The 18,484-nt window shown below is 61.7% G+C and carries 16 protein-coding genes, 1 tRNA gene and 1 pseudogene; 17 read left to right on the top strand and 1 reads right to left on the bottom strand.

Annotated elements, in window-relative coordinates; all coding sequences use genetic code 11:
- Positions 1–46: 46 nt before the first annotated feature.
- The 15 genes and pseudogenes from CK221_RS11275 to CK221_RS11205 all read left to right on the top strand — a co-directional run bounded on the left by CK221_RS11275 (position 47) and on the right by CK221_RS11205 (position 16,422).
- Positions 47–1,459 carry a circularly permuted type 2 ATP-grasp protein gene (locus CK221_RS11275; RefSeq protein WP_066992507.1) on the top strand — a complete coding sequence of 471 codons (1,413 nt, stop codon included), beginning with the start codon at positions 47–49 and terminating at the stop codon, positions 1,457–1,459.
- Between the two features lie 225 nt (positions 1,460–1,684).
- Entirely contained in the window at positions 1,685–2,626 is a 942-nt protein-coding gene (locus CK221_RS11270; protein WP_066992511.1) for an alpha-E domain-containing protein, read from the top strand.
- A 20-nt stretch (positions 2,627–2,646) separates the two neighbouring features.
- Positions 2,647–3,441 (top strand): transglutaminase family protein, encoded by a 795-nt coding sequence (locus CK221_RS11265; protein WP_095777755.1) that lies wholly within the window; start codon positions 2,647–2,649, stop codon positions 3,439–3,441.
- Positions 3,442–3,471: 30 nt separating this feature from the next.
- Positions 3,472–4,203 carry a peptidase gene (locus tag CK221_RS11260; protein ID WP_066992517.1) on the top strand — a complete coding sequence of 244 codons (732 nt, stop codon included), beginning with the start codon at positions 3,472–3,474 and terminating at the stop codon, positions 4,201–4,203.
- Between the two features lie 89 nt (positions 4,204–4,292).
- Complete coding sequence (locus CK221_RS11255; protein WP_095777754.1) at positions 4,293–5,720, top strand: pyridoxal-dependent decarboxylase; 1,428 nt, start codon at positions 4,293–4,295, stop codon at positions 5,718–5,720.
- A 111-nt stretch (positions 5,721–5,831) separates the two neighbouring features.
- Complete coding sequence (locus CK221_RS11250) at positions 5,832–6,599, top strand: DeoR/GlpR family DNA-binding transcription regulator (protein ID WP_066992523.1); 768 nt, start codon at positions 5,832–5,834, stop codon at positions 6,597–6,599.
- Between the two features lie 126 nt (positions 6,600–6,725).
- Positions 6,726–8,252 carry a glycerol-3-phosphate dehydrogenase gene (gene glpD / locus CK221_RS11245; RefSeq protein WP_095777753.1) on the top strand — a complete coding sequence of 509 codons (1,527 nt, stop codon included), beginning with the start codon at positions 6,726–6,728 and terminating at the stop codon, positions 8,250–8,252.
- 39 nt (positions 8,253–8,291) lie between these two features.
- Positions 8,292–9,371, top strand: coding sequence for an ABC transporter ATP-binding protein (locus CK221_RS11240; RefSeq protein WP_095777752.1), 1,080 nt, complete (start codon positions 8,292–8,294; stop codon positions 9,369–9,371).
- Positions 9,372–9,381: 10 nt separating this feature from the next.
- A pseudogene (locus CK221_RS11235) lies at positions 9,382–10,450 on the top strand (ABC transporter ATP-binding protein).
- Positions 10,451–11,317, top strand: coding sequence for a sugar ABC transporter permease (locus CK221_RS11230; RefSeq protein WP_066992534.1), 867 nt, complete (start codon positions 10,451–10,453; stop codon positions 11,315–11,317). It begins immediately after the preceding pseudogene.
- Position 11,318: 1 nt separating this feature from the next.
- Positions 11,319–12,227 carry a carbohydrate ABC transporter permease gene (locus CK221_RS11225; protein WP_095777751.1) on the top strand — a complete coding sequence of 303 codons (909 nt, stop codon included), beginning with the start codon at positions 11,319–11,321 and terminating at the stop codon, positions 12,225–12,227.
- 3 nt (positions 12,228–12,230) lie between these two features.
- Entirely contained in the window at positions 12,231–12,518 is a 288-nt protein-coding gene (locus CK221_RS11220) for a DUF2160 domain-containing protein (RefSeq protein WP_067319787.1), read from the top strand.
- Between the two features lie 77 nt (positions 12,519–12,595).
- Positions 12,596–14,326, top strand: a complete 1,731-nt coding sequence (locus CK221_RS11215; protein ID WP_066992542.1) for an ABC transporter substrate-binding protein — start codon at positions 12,596–12,598, stop codon at positions 14,324–14,326.
- Positions 14,327–14,416: 90 nt separating this feature from the next.
- Entirely contained in the window at positions 14,417–15,910 is a 1,494-nt protein-coding gene (glpK, locus tag CK221_RS11210) for a glycerol kinase GlpK (protein ID WP_095777750.1), read from the top strand.
- A 32-nt stretch (positions 15,911–15,942) separates the two neighbouring features.
- Positions 15,943–16,422, top strand: a complete 480-nt coding sequence (locus CK221_RS11205) for a DUF6882 domain-containing protein (RefSeq protein WP_095777816.1) — start codon at positions 15,943–15,945, stop codon at positions 16,420–16,422.
- 67 nt (positions 16,423–16,489) lie between these two features.
- Here the strand turns inward: CK221_RS11205 and CK221_RS11200 are convergent, their stop codons facing one another.
- Positions 16,490–16,945: a BA14K family protein gene (locus CK221_RS11200; RefSeq protein WP_095777749.1), complete on the bottom strand. Its 456-nt coding sequence runs from the start codon at positions 16,943–16,945 to the stop codon at positions 16,490–16,492.
- A 284-nt stretch (positions 16,946–17,229) separates the two neighbouring features.
- Here CK221_RS11200 and CK221_RS11195 point away from each other — a divergent pair.
- Positions 17,230–17,305 (top strand) — tRNA-Lys (locus tag CK221_RS11195).
- 467 nt (positions 17,306–17,772) lie between these two features.
- Entirely contained in the window at positions 17,773–18,312 is a 540-nt protein-coding gene (locus tag CK221_RS11190; protein WP_095777748.1) for a J domain-containing protein, read from the top strand.
- The last annotated feature ends 172 nt before the right edge of the window (positions 18,313–18,484 follow it).

Here is an 18,484-nt window from a genome sequence, read left to right as displayed (position 1 = left end):
TTTCTCCAGCCGGGCCAGTGAAATGGCTTCAGAGGGGAGTACGCGATTGGCAGCGTTCGACGAAATGCTTCCGGAAGTCTCCGGATTGAGAAGACCATATCAGGCTTATGATCGCTGGCTGAAGGAACAGGACCCGGCCAGGCTCACCCAGAAAATGGAGGACGCCGAACGCGTCTTCCGCAAGACCGGCATCACCTTCGCCGTCTATGGCGAGCAGGAAGCTTCCGAACGGCTGATCCCCTTCGACATCGTCCCGCGCATCATTTCCGGCCAGGAATGGCGCCGGCTGACGCAGGGCATCGAGCAGCGCGTGCAGGCGCTCAACGCCTTTCTCGACGATATCTACCACCGCCAGGAAATCCTGCGCGCCGGGCGCGTTCCCAAGGAGCTGGTGGCGAAGAATGAAGCGTTCCTGCCGGAGATGATCGGTGTGAGACCGCCGGCCGGCGTCTACACCCATATCATCGGCGTCGACATCGTGCGCATCAGCGAGAATGAATTCTACGTGCTCGAGGACAATGCCCGCACGCCGTCGGGCGTCTCCTACATGCTGGAGAACCGCGAGACGATGATGCAGCTCTTCCCGGAGCTGTTCCAGCAGATCAAGGTGCGGCCGGTCGAGAACTACCCGCAACTGCTGCGCCAGTCGCTGGCGGCGGTGCGGCCGCAGAGCGCAAAGGGCGCGCCGACCATCGCGGTGCTGACGCCGGGCAGCTACAACTCCGCCTATTTCGAGCACGCCTTCCTCGCCGACCAGATGGGGGTGCAACTGGTCGAAGGACAGGATCTGCGCGTGGTCGACGGCCATGTCACGATGCGCACCACCGAAGGCTACAAGCAGATCGACGTGCTTTACCGGCGCGTGGACGACGCCTTCCTCGATCCGCTGACCTTCCGGCCGGATTCCGCGCTCGGCGTGCCGGGCATCATGGATGTCTATCGGGCCGGCAACATCACCATCGCTAACGCGCCGGGCACCGGCATTGCCGACGACAAGGCGATCTATTCCTACATGCCCGAGATCGTCGAGTTCTACACAGGCCGCAAGGCGATCCTCGGCAACATCCCGACCTGGCGCTGCTCGGAGCCCGACAGCCTGAAATATGTGCTGGAGCACATCGGCGAGCTTGTCATCAAGGAAGTGCACGGCTCCGGCGGCTACGGCATGCTGGTCGGCCCCGCGGCGACCAAGAAGGAATGCGAGGCGTTCGCCAAGAAGCTGCAGGCCAAACCCGGCAACTACATCGCCCAGCCGACGCTCGCGCTGTCGACATGCCCGATCCTGACCGAGAAGGGGCTGTCGCCGCGCCATGTCGATCTTAGGCCTTACGTGCTGGTTTCGGATCGTATCCAGATTGTCCCGGGCGGCCTGACTCGCGTCGCGCTCAAGGAGGGGTCGCTTGTGGTCAACTCCTCGCAAGGCGGTGGGACGAAGGATACGTGGGTGTTGGATGATTAAAGAGCGAATAGAGAGTAGCGAATAGCGAATAGGGAATAGGGAAAGAGGGGAATCCGACGCAATCAATTCTTACAGAGACCTAATTGTTTGGAAGGTGGCCAAACTGACGAAATCGGAAAAATGCTGCGATCGATGATCAGGAGCCTTCAACAGAGATCATGAAATCTTTTTTTCGCTACTCGCTACTCACTATTCGCTATTCGCTCGACACCGGAGCAAGCTGACATGCTTCTCGGCCGCACCGCCAACGGTCTCTACTGGATGAACCGCTATATAGAGCGGGCCGAAAACATGGCGCGCCTGGTCGATGCCGGCCTGCGCATGGCGCTGACGCGCACGCAGAACGCGTCGGAGGAATGGAACTCCGTCCTGCTCAGCGCCGGTTCCGACCTTGCCTTCTCGCAGAAATACCAGGACTACACCGTCGCCAACGTCTCGGATTTCCTGCTGCGCGACACTTCGAATCCGTCGAGTACGATGGCCTCGATCGAGACGGCGCGCAACAATGCGCGCATGGTGCGCACAGCGCTGACGCGCGAGACCTGGGAGAGCATCAACGAGGCCTGGATGTCGCTGAAGCGGATGCTGGCACGGCCGATCGACGAGCGCGATCTGCCGACGGTGCTCGACGCGATCAAGCGCGAGACGGCGCTGATCCGCGGCTCGTTCTACGGCACGATGCTGCGCAACGAGATCTTCGACTTCTCGCAGCTCGGCACCTATGTGGAGCGCGCCGACAACACGGCCCGCATCCTCGACGTGAAATATTATGTGCTCTTGCCGTCGATCTCCTGGGTGGGCTCGACACTCGACAATTATCAATGGGAATCGATCCTGCGCTCGGTGTCGGCGCACCGCTCCTACCGGTGGGTGTATGACGCGGACTACAAGCCGACCAACATCGCCGACTATCTGATCCTCAATGTCCGCATGCCGCGCTCGCTGACCTTCTGCTATCGCTTCCTGGGCGAGCATCTGAGATTCCTCGCCGACGACTATGGCGAGCGCCATGCCTGCCACGCCACCGCCGAGAAAATTCAGACGATGCTGAAGAAAGGGTCGATCAAGGATATTTTCGACCACGGCCTGCATGAATTCCTGGCGGAATTCATTCGTGACAACACCAGGCTGGGGGATGAGATCGCCTTGGACTACCGGTTCTACTGAGCGCTGGAGAGACAGGCGCCATGCGGCTCAAGATCACACACCGGACCGAGTACCGCTACGATGCACCGGTGCAGTACCTGTTGCAGCGGCTGCGCCTGATGCCGGTTAGCGGATCGACTCAGACGGTTGCGTCCTGGGTGATCAAAATCGACGGCGCGCGAGAGGAGGTTCGCTTCACGGACCATTTCGGCAATGACACGCAGTTGGTGAGCGCCGAGGGCGGCCAGCACACCATGATAGTCGAGGCGGCGGGCGAGGTGACGACGCGCGACACCGCCGGTGTGTCCGGTGCGCATCATGGTTTCGCGCCGCTCTGGCTGTTCAGCCAGCAAACGCCGCTTACGACCGTCGGCGACGGCATTCGCGACCTGGCCGCTTCGGTCGGGGAGGGGACGGATATCGACAGGCTGCACAAGCTGATGGGCGCGATCCGGGAGCGCGTCGCCTATAAGCCCGGGACGACCAGCGCCGTGACGCCGGCGGAAGAAGCGCTAACGCTGAAGGCCGGTGTCTGCCAGGATCACAGCCACATCTTCACCGCCGTGGCGCGCGTGATGGGCTTCCCCGCGCGCTATATCAGCGGCTATCTGATGATGGATGCCTCGGTCGAGCAGGCGGCAAGCCATGCCTGGGCAGAAGCGCATGTGCCGGGCCTGGGATGGGTTGCCTTTGATCCCGCCAACGGTATCTCTCCCGACGAACGCTATGTAAGAGTGGCGGCGGGTCGGGACTATAGCGATGCCTCGCCTGTGTCGGGAATACTGCTGGGGCAAGCGGAAGAGAAGCTTGCCGTCACCGTCACGGTAGAGCAGTAGTCTCTGCCAAGATTCACCAGAAGAGCGACCATGACCTATTGCGTCGGCCTCAAGATCGATCGTGGACTCGTGTTCATGTCGGACACGCGCACCAATGCCGGCATGGATTCGATTTCGACCTTCAGGAAAATGCATGTCTGGGAAGAGCCTGGCGAGCGCGTCATCGTGCTGATGTCTGCAGGCAATCTTGCCACGACGCAAGCCGTGGTCAGCCTGCTGGACGAGCGCAACAAGGCGGCCGGCGACCGTCACGAGAAGCTGCTCGAGACCCCGTCAATGTACCAGACGGTGCGGCTGGTCGGCGAGACGGTGAAAGAGGTGATCGCACACTCTTCGCCGGCCGGCGATCAGGCGGATTCCTATTTCAACGCCTCCTTCATCCTCGGCGGCCAAATCAAGGGCAGCCAACCCCGGCTGTTCATGATCTATCCCGAGGGCAATTTCATCGAGTCGACCGACGACACGCCATTCTTCCAGATCGGCGAGACCAAATACGGCAAGCCGATCATCATCCGTGCCTATGACCGTACGATGAGCCTGGCCGAGACGGTGAAGCTGCTGTTGGTCTCCTTCGACTCGACGCTGAAGTCGAACCTGTCGGTCGGCCTGCCGCTCGACCTGCTCTTCCTGGAACTGGATGCTTTCAAGGTCGGCCTGAAGAAGCGGATCGGTCATGACGACCAATATTACCGAACGATATCGGATGGCTGGTCCAACGCGCTAAAGGCGGCCTTCGCCAGCCTGCCCGATTTTCCCGGCTAGGGCGTTCGCCTACGAAGCGGTTGCCTCATTATATTTAACATGGTCGAAGTGGCGGGCCGATCAAGGTCCGGCGGCTGCTGAGAGGATACATGGACAAGAAAGAATTCCGCGATTGGTCGAGGCGAGCCGCGGATTGGGGCGTGGACTACCGGTCCAGCCTGCGCGATCGTCCGGTGCGGCCGGCGATCGCGCCCGGCGACATATTCAGGAGCATCGAAGAGTCGCCGCCCGAGACGGCCGAGCCGATGGAAAAAATCTTCGCCGATTTCGAAACGAAGATCGTGCCCGGGATGACGCATTGGCAGCATCCGCGCTTCTTCGCCTATTTCCCGGCCAATGCGGCGCCGGTCTCGGTGGTGGCCGAGTATCTCGTCTCGGCGATGGCCGCGCAGTGCATGCTGTGGCAGACCTCGCCGGCGGCGACAGAGCTCGAGACGCGTATCGTCGACTGGATGCGCCAGGCGCTGGGCCTGCCCGAAGGATTCTCCGGTGTCATTCAGGATTCGGCTTCGTCGGCGACGCTTGCCGCGGTGCTCACCATACGCGAGCGGGCGCTTGACTGGCAGGGAAACAGACAAGGTCTCGCCGGCCAGGCGAAGCTGCGTGTCTATTGCTCCAACCAGGTTCACACCTCGATCGACCGAGCGATCTGGGTCGCCGGCATCGGCGAGGAGAATCTCATCCGTATCCCGGTAACCGGTCGTTTTCGCGCGATGGACACGCCGGCGCTCGAGGCGGCAATTATCGCCGATCGCGAGGCCGGCCTGCTGCCGGCGGGCATTATCGCCTGCGTCGGCGGCACCAGCACCGGCGGCACCGATGACATCGCTGCCGTAGCGGCTGTGGCGAAGCGGCACGGCCTTTACCTGCACGTCGATGCGGCCTGGGCCGGGTCGGCAATGATCTGCCCGGCGTACCGGCATTTCTGGGCCGGTGTCGAGAGCGCCGATTCCATCGTCTTCAATCCTCACAAATGGCTCGGCGCGCAATTCGACTGCTCGATCCAGTTCGTCAGCCAACCGGAAGACCTTGTGCGCACGCTGGCCATCAAGCCGGACTATCTCAAGACCGGAGGTCATGACGGCATCATCAATTATTCGGAATGGTCGGTGCCGCTCGGCCGCCGCTTCCGTGCGCTGAAACTCTGGTTCCTGCTGCGCGCCCACGGGCTGGAAGGATTGCGCAAGATGATCCGAAACCATATAGCCTGGAGCGAGGGCCTTGCCGCACGGCTGGTCGGGGAAGCGGATTTCGAGCTCGTCACCGAGCCGATGCTGTCGCTGTTCTCGTTCCGCCATCGCGCCCCTCAGGGTGCCGATCCAGACGAGCACAATTTGCGTCTCGTCGATGCCATCAACACGGACGGACGCATCTATCTGACGCAAACGCGCGTCGATGGTCGGGTGGCGATCCGCTTTCAGGCGGGACAGTTCGAGACCACGGCCGGCGATATTGATGCGGCCTTCGATGTCGTCACAGAGATTGCGCGTCGGCTTACCCTTGAGGCGACAAACTGATTGCGGACCGGTTTGCCTTTGCGAGAAGGTGAATTTCGTTAGCCGGCTTGCCCCTTTCCATCACTTTCGTTTTCCGATATAGACGGAAAAAACGAAAATGAAGGGTAGCGGATGTTCCTTTCGCCACGCCACGCCGAGATCATCCAGATGGCGAAGGACAACGGCCGGGTGCTGGTCGACGACCTGGCGACACATTTCAGCGTGACGCCGCAGACCATCCGCAAGGACCTCAACGACCTCTGTGACCAGCGGTTGCTGACGCGCATCCATGGCGGGGCGCTGTTCCCGTCCGGCATCGAGAACATGGAATACGAGGCGCGGCGCAAAATCGCTGCCGATGAGAAGGAAGCGATCGGCCGCGCCGCGGCCAGGCTCATTCCCGACAACGCCTCGCTGTTCATCAATATAGGCACCACGACGGAAGCCGTCTCAAAGGCGCTTCTCGACCATAACGGGCTTATGGTCATCACCAATAACATCAACGTTGCCAATAGGATGCGGATCTATCCTTCGATCGAGGTGGTGATCGCCGGCGGCGTTGTGCGCGGCTCCGACGGCGGCGTCGTCGGTGAGGCCGCGGTGGATTTCATTCGCCAGTTCAAAGTCGACTACGCCGTCATCGGCGCCTCGGCCATCGACCATGACGGCGCGCTGCTCGACTTCGACTTTCGCGAAGTGAAAGTGGCGCAGGCCATCATCGCCAATGCGCGTCATGTGATTCTCGTCTCCGACCGGACAAAATTCGAGCGCACGGCGCCGGTTCGCATTGGTCACCTGTCGCAGGTGAACACCTTCATCACCGACCGTTGCGACATTCCTTCGGTGCGCCGGATTTGCGAGGAAACGGAGGTTCGTTTGATCGAGACAGCGCTCGGATAGAGTCTCTTCACGGACATCTCACGCATCTGTGATATTTCGTTTGACATTCGGATTGAGTTCGAAATAATCCCGCCACGGTTTCGCGAAACACAAAAATGGTGCAATGCGAAATCGTGGAGGAACCCTGTGGACGCATCTCCGATCCATGACATTTTTGTCATAGGCGGCGGCATCAATGGCTGCGGCATCGCCCGCGACGCCGTTGGCCGCGGATTTTCCGTATACCTCGCCGAGATGAACGATCTCGCCAGCGGGACTTCCTCCGGCTCGACCAAACTGATCCATGGCGGGTTGCGCTATCTCGAGTTCTACGAATTCCGGCTGGTGCGCGAAGCGCTGATGGAGCGCGAGGTTCTGTGGAAGAACGCGCCGCATATCATCTGGCCGATGCGCTTCGTGCTGCCCTACGCCAAGGGCCTGCGTCCGGCCTGGCTGATCCGGCTCGGCCTTTTCCTTTACGACCATATCGGCGGGCGCAAGCTGCTGCCGGCGACCAAGACGTTAGACATGGCCACCGATCCGGCCGGCAAGCCGCTGAAGCCGCTGTTCCGCAAGGCGTTCGAATATTCGGACGGCTGGGTCAACGATGCCCGCCTGGTGGCGCTCAATGCCCGCGACGCGGCCGACCGCGGCGCCGTCATCCGCACTCGCACCAAGGTGGTCAGCGCGCGCCGCGAGAGCGCGCTGTGGACGATCAAGATCCAGAACGTGCTGACCGGCGAGACCGAGGAAGTCCGCGCCCGTCTTCTCGTCAACGCCGCCGGGCCGTGGGTGGATCAGGTGCTGGCAAAATCGGTCGGCCAGAACGATGTGCACAATGTTCGGCTGGTGCAGGGCAGCCACATCGTCATCGGCAAGAAGTTCAACGATCCGCGCGCCTATTTCTTTCAGAACAAGGACGGGCGCATCATCTTCGCCATTCCTTACGAGGAAGAGTTCACGCTGATCGGCACCACCGACCGCGACTTTCCGGGCGATCCGCATGAGGTGAAGATCAGCGATGCCGAGATCGACTATCTTTGCGCCGCCGCGAGCGAATATTTCGCCCAGCCGGTCAAGCGTTCGGACATCGTCTGGACCTATTCGGCGGTGCGCCCGCTTTATGACGACGGCGCCTCGAAGGCGCAGGAGGCGACGCGCGACTATGTGCTGAAGGCCGATGGCGGGGAGGGTGCTGCCCCCTTGCTCAACGCCTTCGGCGGCAAGATCACCACGTTCCGCCGGCTGGCGGAATCGATGCTGGAGAAGATCGAAGGCTTTCTCGGCAAGCGCGGCAAGCCATGGACCGCCAACGCGCCGCTGCCCGGCGGCGATTTTCCGGCGACCGGGTTCGACGCGCAGGTATCGAGGCTCAAGAACGCCTATCCGTTCCTCGACCAACGGCTGGCACGCAGGTTGACCCGGCTTTACGGCACGTGCGCGGAGAAGCTGCTTGGCCTCGCCAAGTCGAATGCCGATCTCGGCCGCAATTTCGGTGCCGACCTCTACGAAGCCGAGGTGCGCTACCTGGTCGAGAACGAGTGGGCGATCACCGCCGAGGACGTGCTGTGGCGCAGGACCAAACGCGGCCTGCATTTCAGCCGCGAGCAGACGGCGGCATTGGAAGAATTCATGCGCGGGTTGAGCAGCCGCCATGTCGCCGCGGCGGAATGAGGATCGAGCGCTGATGCGCAAGGCCTGGGAGGAGGCGTGATGCTGGAACTGAGGAACGTGACGAAGACGGTCGGCGCGCAGGAGCATATCCGCGACGTGTCGCTGACGCTTCAGCACGGCTCGCTGAATGTCCTGCTCGGGCCGACGCTTTCCGGCAAGACCAGCCTGATGCGGCTGATGGCCGGGCTCGACGCGCCAAGTTCCGGCTCGGTGTGGTTCGACGGCAAGGACGTCACCGGACAGCCGGTGCAGAAGCGCAACGTCGCCATGGTCTACCAGCAATTCATCAACTATCCGGCGATGACGGTGTACGAGAACATCGCCTCGCCGCTTCGGGTTGCCGGCATCGAACAGGCCAGGATCGACAAGGAGGTCCGCAACGCTGCGGCACTTCTCAAGCTCACGCCCTATCTCGACCGCACGCCGCTCAACCTCTCGGGCGGCCAGCAGCAGCGCACGGCGCTCGCCCGCGCCATCGTCAAGAACGCCAGCCTGGTGCTGCTCGACGAGCCGCTCGCCAATCTCGACTACAAGCTGCGCGAGGAGTTGCGCGCCGAATTGCCGAAGATTTTCGCCGCGGCGGGCACGATCTTCGTCTATGCCACGACCGAGCCGCACGAGGCGCTTTTGCTCGGCGGCAACACCGCAACGCTTTCGGAAGGCCGCGTCACGCAGTTCGGCCCAACCGTCGAGGTGTTCCGCAAGCCGGTCGACCTGGTGACGGCGCGGACCTTCGCCGACCCTCCGCTCAACACCATTGTTCTCGCCAAGAAGGGATCGGATTTCCTTCTCGAAGGCGGCGTCAAGCTGCCGGTGCCGCCGGAACTGCTCGGCATTCCGGATGCCAGCTACACGATCGGCTTCCAGCCGCACCATTTGTCGCTCGAGCGTCCCAACGCCGGCGCCGTGCCGGTGCGGGCCAAGGTCACCATCACCGAGATCACCGGCTCGGAGAGCTTCGTCCATCTCGACTTCGCCGACGCGCGCTGGGTGATGCTCGCGCACGGCATCCTCGATTTCGAGACCGACGACGAGGTCGAGGTGTTCATCGACCCGCGCCACATCATGGTCTTCGACCAGAACGGCCGCGCGGTGACTGCGTCGAAGCTGGCGGCCTGAGGAGGAAGCGATGGCACGCATCGACGTCAACCACATCCGCCACTCCTACCTGACCAATCCAAAGAAGGATTCGGATTTCGCGCTGAAGGAGGTGCATCACACCTTCGAGGACGGCGGCGCCTATGCGCTGCTCGGGCCGTCCGGCTGCGGCAAGACCACCTTGCTCAACATCATTTCGGGGCTGCTCCATCCCTCGCACGGCCAGCTTCTGTTCAACGGCCGGAACGTGACCAATCTGTCGACGCAGGAGCGCAATATCGCCCAGGTGTTCCAGTTCCCGGTCATCTACGACACCATGACCGTCTACGACAATCTGGCCTTTCCGCTGCGCAACCGCCGCGTGCCGGAGGCCGATGTCGACCGCAAGGTGCGCGAGACGCTCGACATGATCGATCTCGCCTCGATGGCGAACCGGAAGGCGCGCCGGCTGACCGCCGACCAGAAGCAGAAGATCTCGCTCGGTCGAGGACTGGTGCGCTCGGACGTCAACGCCATCCTGTTTGACGAGCCGCTCACCGTCATCGATCCGCATATGAAATGGGTGCTGCGTTCGCAGCTGAAGCAGCTGCATCGCCGGTTTGGTTACACCATGGTCTATGTCACGCACGACCAGACCGAAGCGCTGACTTTCGCCGACCGCGTCGTGGTCATGTATGACGGCGAGATCGTGCAGATCGGCACGCCGGCCGAGCTGTTCGAGCGGCCGCGCCACACCTTCGTCGGCTATTTCATCGGTTCTCCGGGCATGAATGTGCTTCCGGTTGCGCTCGAAGGCAGGACGGCTTTGCTGCGGCTCGCAGCGCATCGAACTGCCGGGCGCACCCAAGGCCGAAGCCGGTCCCGTCGAGCTCGGCATCCGTCCCGAATATGTCCGGCTCGGCCGCGAGGGCATGGCGGTGTCAGTCAGCAAGGTCGAGGATGTTGGCCGCCACAAGGTGGTTCGCGCCAATCTCGAGGGCAAAGAGATCGCCGCCGTCATCGGCGAGGACGATGAGGTGCCGACCGAACCCAGGGTCCGCTTCGATCCGGCCGGCATCAACATCTATGCCGATTCATGGCGCGTCGAGATGGGGGCGTAGATGGAAAAGACCTGGAACAACAAAGCCTGGTTCCTCGTCCTGCCGGTGTTGGTGCTGGTGGCCTTCTCGGCCGTCATTCCGCTGATGACCGTCGTCAACTATTCGGTGCAGGACACGTTCGGCAACAATGTCTTCTTCTGGGCCGGCACCGAGTGGTTCGAGGAGTTGCTGGCGTCCGACCGCTTCTGGGAAGCGATGGCGCGCAACCTGATCTTCTCCTTCATCATCCTGGCGATCGAGGTGCCGCTCGGCATCTTCATAGCGCTCAACATGCCGAAGAAGGGCTGGGGCGTGCCGGTCTGCCTGGTGCTGATGGCCCTGCCGCTGCTCATCCCATGGAACGTCGTCGGCACGATCTGGCAGGTGTTCGGCCGCAACGACATCGGCCTGCTCGGCTACTACGTCAACGCATTCGGCATCGACTACAACTATGTCCAGGATCCGATCGACGCGTGGGTCACCGTCATCATCATGGACGTCTGGCACTGGACGAGCCTGGTCGTGCTGCTCTGCTATGCCGGCCTGGTTTCAATCCCTGACGCCTTCTACCAGGCGGCCAAGATCGACGGCGCCTCGCGGTGGGCGGTGTTCCGCTACATCCAACTGCCGAAGATGCAGCGCGTGCTGCTGATCGCGGTGCTGCTGCGCTTCATGGACTCCTTCATGATCTATACCGAGCCCTTCGTCGTCACCGGCGGCGGTCCCGGCAATTCGACCACCTTCCTGTCGATCGACCTCGTCAAGATGGCGCTCGGTCAGTTCGATCTCGGTCCGGCGGCGGCCATGTCGCTGGTCTATTTCCTGATCATCCTGTTGTTGTCGTGGGTGTTCTACACCGTGATGACCAACTACGACGCGGAGCGCTGAGATGGCGAGCGCAAACGAGACGACACGCGTAAGCGAAGCGGCGGTCACCGAGGTAGGCAGCACCCTTTCGCAGGACGAGGTGGCGAAGCTGATGCGGCGCCGGGGCGAGGAATCGCGCTGGTGGTGGATTGTGCCGACGCTCTACATCCTCGTGCTGCTGCTGCCGATCTACTGGCTCATCAACATGAGCTTCAAGACCAATGCGGAGATCGTGTCGTCGCTGACGCTGTTCCCGCACAATCCGACGCTGGCAAATTACCGCACCATCTTCACCGATGCGTCCTGGTATTCGGGCTACATCAGTTCGATCACCTATGTGGTGATGAACATGGTGATCTCGGTGGCCGTGGCGCTGCCCGCGGCCTACGCCTTCTCGCGCTACCGCTTCCTCGGCGACAAGCACCTGTTCTTCTGGCTGTTGACGAACCGCATGGCGCCGCCGGCGGTGTTTGCCCTGCCGTTCTTCCAGCTCTATTCGGCCTTCGGCCTGATCGACACCCATATCGCCGTGGCGCTGGCGCACTGCCTGTTCAACGTGCCACTGGCGGTATGGATCCTGGAAGGCTTCATGTCCGGGGTGCCGAAGGAGATCGACGAGACCGCCTATATCGACGGCTATTCCTTCCCGCGCTTCTTCGTAAAGATCTTCTTGCCACTGATCGCGAGCGGCATCGGCGTCGCCTGCTTCTTCTGCTTCATGTTCTCTTGGGTGGAGCTTCTGATCGCCCGCACGCTGACGACGACCGACGCCAAGCCGATCGCGGCCACCATGACCCGCACCGTCTCGGCCGCCGGCATGGACTGGGGGCTGCTCGCCGCGGCCGGCGTGCTGACGCTGATCCCCGGCGCGCTGGTGATCTGGTTTGTGCGCAACTATATCGCCAAGGGCTTCGCCCTGGGGAGGGTGTGATCGATGAACCTCGACTTCTCCTGGATGGCGTGGACGTTGCCGACAGCGGCTTTCTTCGGAACCGTATTGCTGCTGCTGGTCGGCATGGCGGCCTGGGAATATGCCTCGCCCGGCGGCAATCCGCGCGTCGGGATCCTGCGCTTCGAAACGACGCGCGGCGACCGCCTCTTCCTGTCGCTGCTCGGCAGCGCCTTTATCCATCTCGCTTGGCTGGGTCTTGTTGGACCCAACCTGTGGTGGGCTCTCGCTCTCTCCGTGGTCTACGCGATCGGCGTATTCCGATACGTATAGAGGGGGAAATAGTTGGAGCGGCCGCGTGCCGGCGGCCGCTCCAGATCGCACTTGCAACCTAAGACTGGAGGAAACACATGCGACGGCAAATTTTTACATCAACGACAGCCATTGCACTATTGCTGGGCGTAGGTAACGCCTATGCCGGTATGGACGAGGCAAAAGCTTTTCTCGACAAGGAGATAGGTGATCTGTCGACGCTTTCGCGCGCCGATCAGGAAAAGGAAATGCAGTGGTTCATCGACGCAGCCAAGCCGTTTGCCGGCATGGACATCAAGGTCGTGTCGGAAACCATCGCCACCCATTCCTATGAATCGCAGGTGCTGGCGCCGGCCTTCTCGGCCATCACCGGCATCAAGGTCACCCACGACACGATCCAGGAAGGTGATGTGGTCGAGAAGATCCAGACCCAGATGCAGACCGGTCAGAACCTCTATGACGGCTGGGTCAACGACTCCGACCTGATCGGCACGCACTGGCGCTACCAGCAGGTGCGCAACCTGACCGACTGGATGGAAGGCGACGGCAAGGACGTCACCAATCCGAATCTCGACCTGAAGGACTTCATCGGCACCTCGTTCACGACGGCGCCCGACAAGAAGCTCTATCAACTGCCGGACCAGCAGTTCGCGAACCTCTACTGGTTCCGCTACGACTGGTTCAACGACGAGAAGAACAAGGCCGACTTCAAGGCCAAGTACGGCTACGACCTCGGCGTTCCCGTCAACTGGTCGGCCTATGAGGACATCGCCGCGTTCTTCACCGGCCGCGAAATCGATGGCAAGAAGGTCTACGGCCACATGGACTACGGCAAGAAGGACCCATCGCTCGGCTGGCGGTTCACCGACGCCTGGCTGTCCATGGCCGGCAACGGCGACAAGGGCATTCCGAACGGCCTGCCGGTCGACGAATGGGGCATCAAGGTCGACGAGAATTCGCGGCCCGTGGGCTCCTGCACCGCGCGCGGCGGCGACACGAATGGTCCGGCTGCCGTCTACTCGATCCAGAAATACCTCGACTGGCTGAAGGCCTACGCTCCGGCCGAAGCGCAGGGCATGACCTTCTCCGAATCCGGGCCGGTTCCGGCGCAGGGTGGGGTTGCCCAGCAGATCTTCTGGTACACCGCTTTCACCGCCTCGATGGTCGACGCCAGCGCCAAGGCGGTGCTGAACGACGACGGCACGCCGAAGTGGCGCATGGCGCCGTCGCCGCACGGCGTCTACTGGAAGGACGGCATGAAGCTCGGCTACCAGGACGTGGGTTCCTGGACGTTGATGAAGTCGACGCCGACCGACCGCGCCAAGGCCGCCTGGCTTTACGCCCAGTTCGTCACCTCGAAGACCGTCGACGTGAAGAAGAGCCATGTCGGCCTGACCTTCATCCGCGAGAGCACGATCCACGACAAGAGCTTCACCGAGCGCGCTCCGAAGCTCGGCGGCCTGATCGAGTTCTACCGCTCGCCGGCCCGCGTTCAGTGGTCGCCGACCGGCACCAACGTGCCTGACTATCCGAAGCTCGCTCAGCTTTGGTGGCAGGCGATTGGCGACGCGTCGTCGGGTGCCAAGACCGCGCAGGAAGCCATGGACTCGCTTTGCGCCGAGCAGGAAAAGGTCATGAGCCGCATCGAAAAGTCGGGCGTCCAGGGCGATATCGGCCCGAAGATGGCCGAAGAGCATGATCTCGAATACTGGAACAAGGACGCGGTCTCGAAGGGCAACCTTGCGCCGCAGTTGAAGATCGAGAACGAAAAGGAAAAGCCGATCACCATCAACTACGACGAGTTGGTGAAGAGCTGGCAGCAGCAGTAACTGCATGACGCAGGCCCGCGAGCCTGTGTAGGAAATGCGGGGGAGGCGGCTTGGCCGTCTCCCCTGTTGCATGAGAAGTGGAGGGACGGAATGAGCGGTTTTGTGCTGGCCATCGACCAGGGAACGACCTCGACCAGGGCGATCGTCTTCGACAGCGAAATGAAAGTCGCCGGCACGGGCCAGCAAGAATTCACGCAGCATTATCCGGCTTCCGGCTGGGTCGAGCATGATCCGGAAGACATTTGGGCAAGCGTGCTCGCGACAGTGAAGGCGGCGCTGAAGGCTGCCGGTTGCGCAGCATCGGATATGGCCGCGATCGGCATCACCAACCAGCGCGAGACGGTGGTCATCTGGGACAAGGCGACGGGAAAACCGATCCACAACGCGATTGTGTGGCAGGACAGACGAACCGCGCCGCTTTGCCAGAAGCTCAAGAAGCAAGGGCTGGAGAAGACGTTCACGAAAAAGGCCGGGCTGCTGCTCGATCCGTATTTCTCCGGCACCAAGATCGCCTGGATGCTGGACAAGGTGAAGGGCGCGAGAAAGCGCGCCGAGAAGGGCGAATTGCTCGCCGGCACGATCGACAGTTTTCTCATCTGGCGCCTGACCGGCGGCAAGGTACACGCCACCGATGCCACCAACGCCTCGCGCACGCTGGTCTACAACATCGAGAGGAACGTCTGGGACGACGAGCTGCTGTCCATCCTGAACATACCGGCCGCGGTCCTGCCGCAGGTGAAGGACTGCGCCGATGATTTCGGTGTCACAGAAAAGAGCCTTTTCGGCGCCGAGATGAGGATTCTCGGGGTCGCCGGCGACCAGCACGCAGCGACCATCGGCCAGGCCTGTTTCGAGCCGGGCATGATGAAGTCCACCTACGGCACCGGCTGCTTCGCGCTGCTCAACACCGGCGCCGATCTGGTGCGATCGAAGAACCGGCTCTTGACCACCATCGCCTATCGGTTGAACGGCAAGACCACCTATGCGCTGGAAGGCTCGATCTTCATTGCTGGTGCCGCCGTGCAATGGCTGCGCGACGGCATCAAGGTGATCGGCAAGGCCGAGCAGAGCGGCGCGCTGGCGGCGACCGCCGATCCGGCGCAACAAGTCTATCTGGTGCCGGCCTTTGTCGGACTAGGCGCGCCGCACTGGGACGCGGATGCCCGCGGCGCGATCTTCGGCCTGACGCGCAATTCAGGCCCGGCCGAGTTCGCGCGCGCGGCGCTCGAATCCGTCGCCTTCCAGACGCGGGACCTGCTCGACGCCATGCGCAAGGATTGGAAGGGCGCTTCCGCCAAGACCGTGCTGCGGGTCGACGGCGGCATGGTCGCATCCGATTGGACCATGCAGAGGTTGGCCGACATCCTCGACGCGCCGGTCGATCGGCCGACCATCCTGGAAACGACCGCGCTGGGTGCCGCCTGGCTTGCCGGATCGAAAGCCGGCGTGTGGCCGAAGGCGAAGGAGTTTGCCAAGACCTGGGCTCTCGATAAGCGCTTCAAGCCGGATATGGACGCCGCCACCCGTTCCGCCAAGCTGAGTGGCTGGCGCGACGCAGTGCGCAGGACTCTGAGTGTGCAATGAGGGGCGCGGGAGACACGGCAAGGCGAGGGGGCATGAAGCATCCGGACTGGTACCCCGCATGGCGTGACGAGGCTTTCGACCAACTGAACGCCAAGAACCATCGTTTGGAGGATGAATTCCGCCTCGGCAGCTGGCAGCGCTACGACTATGACTTAACCACCGGAAAACTGCTTTTTTCGGCAGATGGTGTCGTCAAGGTGGTCGCTCACATACAGATTGCCGGCTCTACAAGCGCCAAGGCGGACAACTGGCGATGGGCTTGGGCAAATTCAAATTTGCCGGGCGACCTTCTCAGCGACGCCAAACTGGTTCGGTCATTCGGCGAGGAGAAGGGCATAGACGAACTGGCGCAGGCTTATGTGCTCGACGTGGCCGATGACCTCGAAGCGCTTGGTTGGGGACTGACCGGTGCCATGGTTCGGATTTGCAACGCGCTCGGAGCCTATCGCTCACCGCGAGGGGAAGGCGGGGGCCTGTACCTGATATTGAAAAGCGTCAACTGGGCCAGTTGAATGAACAGAGAGCCCGTGCCTTGCGGCACGGGCTCGGTCAACGACCCTGGATACTGACTGGAGGCTGTCAGTAGGGCGAAACGCACTGCTGACGCGGGCCGTTGTAGGGCTGGAAAGTGTTGTCCGAGGCGCGATAAGACCGATAACGGTCATAGCACCACTGCACATGCGCATCGCCGCCACGATAGACGCGGTTCTGGCTGTTGATGATGGCGCCGGTAATCAGCGCGCCGGTGGCGAAGGCAGCGAGCGGGAACCAATAATCGCCATGCCGGCGATAGCCGCGGCGATATTCACGGTAGCCGCGATGGCCATTCCAGTAGACGACGCCGTCGCGACGCGAGAAATCGCGGTTGAAGCTGCGGTGTCGTCTCCAATCCCGATACTGCACGGTCTGGACATCCGACCAGAGGCCCTGGGATTGTGGCACATAAGCTGGCTGAGCGTTGACCGGCACCACCTCCGCCGCGATGAACGACGCCGAGAGGGCGGCTGCCATCAGGCCTGATGCGATCCTTTTCATCGATGTACTCCTCGAGGGTTGGTAATCGTCCCTGTGTTGCGAAACGGGTCTGGGTTGCAATTGGTTCCCGCTTCTCCATCAACCTATTGTTATCGTAGGGCTTTCTGAAGCGGCCCGGGTCCGGGTGATCGGCGGAGGCACCGAAAGCTTCTCCCGGGCACCTTAAGCGCTCCGTTGGAATCCGTTCAAAATCCGCCTTGGAAGCTGGTGTTTTTCCGGTTGACCGGTCGCGGCACTCTCCCTATGTTCCGCGCAATTTCGAGGGCGGCGTTTTGAGCCCGCGGGAGCGCGTAGCTCAGCCGGTAGAGCAACTGACTTTTAATCAGTAGGTCATGGGTTCGAATCCCATCGCGCTCACCAAATTCCAAGCCATTTCAACGAGATAAGCTTTGGCAGCGAAACGGGCAGACCGCTTTTGACGCCCCGCGTTACCTGTGGCTGCCCAATTCGTGATTGGGACCGAGAAAGCCCGGCAGCCGAAACGACCCGACCAGCGGCATCTGGTCTTCCTGTCTCATTTCAGGACGGGAATGCTTGGCATCGGCTTTGCACCCAGACATGGCCGGCTTGATCCCCGGCAGCTCGTCGGGCTTGAAGGCCGTTGTTGGGGGCCTCGCCCGGCGAGTTCTTCCCAAAGCGACCCTGCCGGCGCCGCTGCTGCCTTCCGCCTAGGCTCAACAGCCTCCGTGAGTTCTGATTGTCAGGTTCCGCAAGATCGCTTGCGGGGAGTCACTCATGCTCGGCAGGCGGCTTGCGCGGGCAGGACGGTTGCGCGATGCTGCCGTTGGGGAGTGGTGTCGCAATATCGATTCTGTGGAATCACCACTATGTTCGTTGACTACTATGAGCTGCTCGAGATCAGCCCGAACGCGAATTCGGAAACGATCGAGCGGATATTTCGTTACTTTGCCATGCGCTACCATCCCGACAATCGGGATACCGGCAATGAGTCACGCTTCAGCGAAATCGTAGAAGCCCACAATACGCTCAAAGATCCAGTCAAACGCGCCCAATACGATGTCCAGTATAGAGACCATTTGAGCGTTCGCCGCGAGCTCGCCGAAGAAGCCAGCGATGCCAGAGGGCTTGAACGGGACGTTGTCATCCAGGCCAAGCTGCTGTCGCTTCTCTATGTAAAACGTCGACAGGACGTCAACAATCCTGGCATCGGCGATGAAGAGCTCGAACGCTTGTCAGGCTGCCCGCGAGAACATCTGGAATTTCATCTTTGGTATCTGAAGGCAAAGAGCTGGATAGCAAGGATCGAAAACGGGATGTTCGCGATCACCGTAGACGGCATCGATCGCGCCAATTCAGAGCATCGCCGTGAAACCGTCGCAACCAGGCTGCTGGATCATGCAACTTGACGGTGCCCTCTGATACTGCCGGCTGATCGGTTGCTCTTACATTCGCGAATGCTTGTGTTCGAATTCCGCCGGGGCCATGGTTGCCCGGCGAGGAGGAGCGATCCGGTGTGGGCCGGCCGCGCCATGCCTGGTTCCGTGCAACCGGGCAGGTAGCGTCAGGATGGCGGCCCAA

This window comes from Mesorhizobium sp. WSM3868, assembly GCF_002294785.1.
Taxonomy (GTDB): Bacteria; Pseudomonadota; Alphaproteobacteria; order Rhizobiales; family Rhizobiaceae; genus Mesorhizobium.
This window is presented reverse-complemented; position numbering and strand designations above follow the sequence as displayed.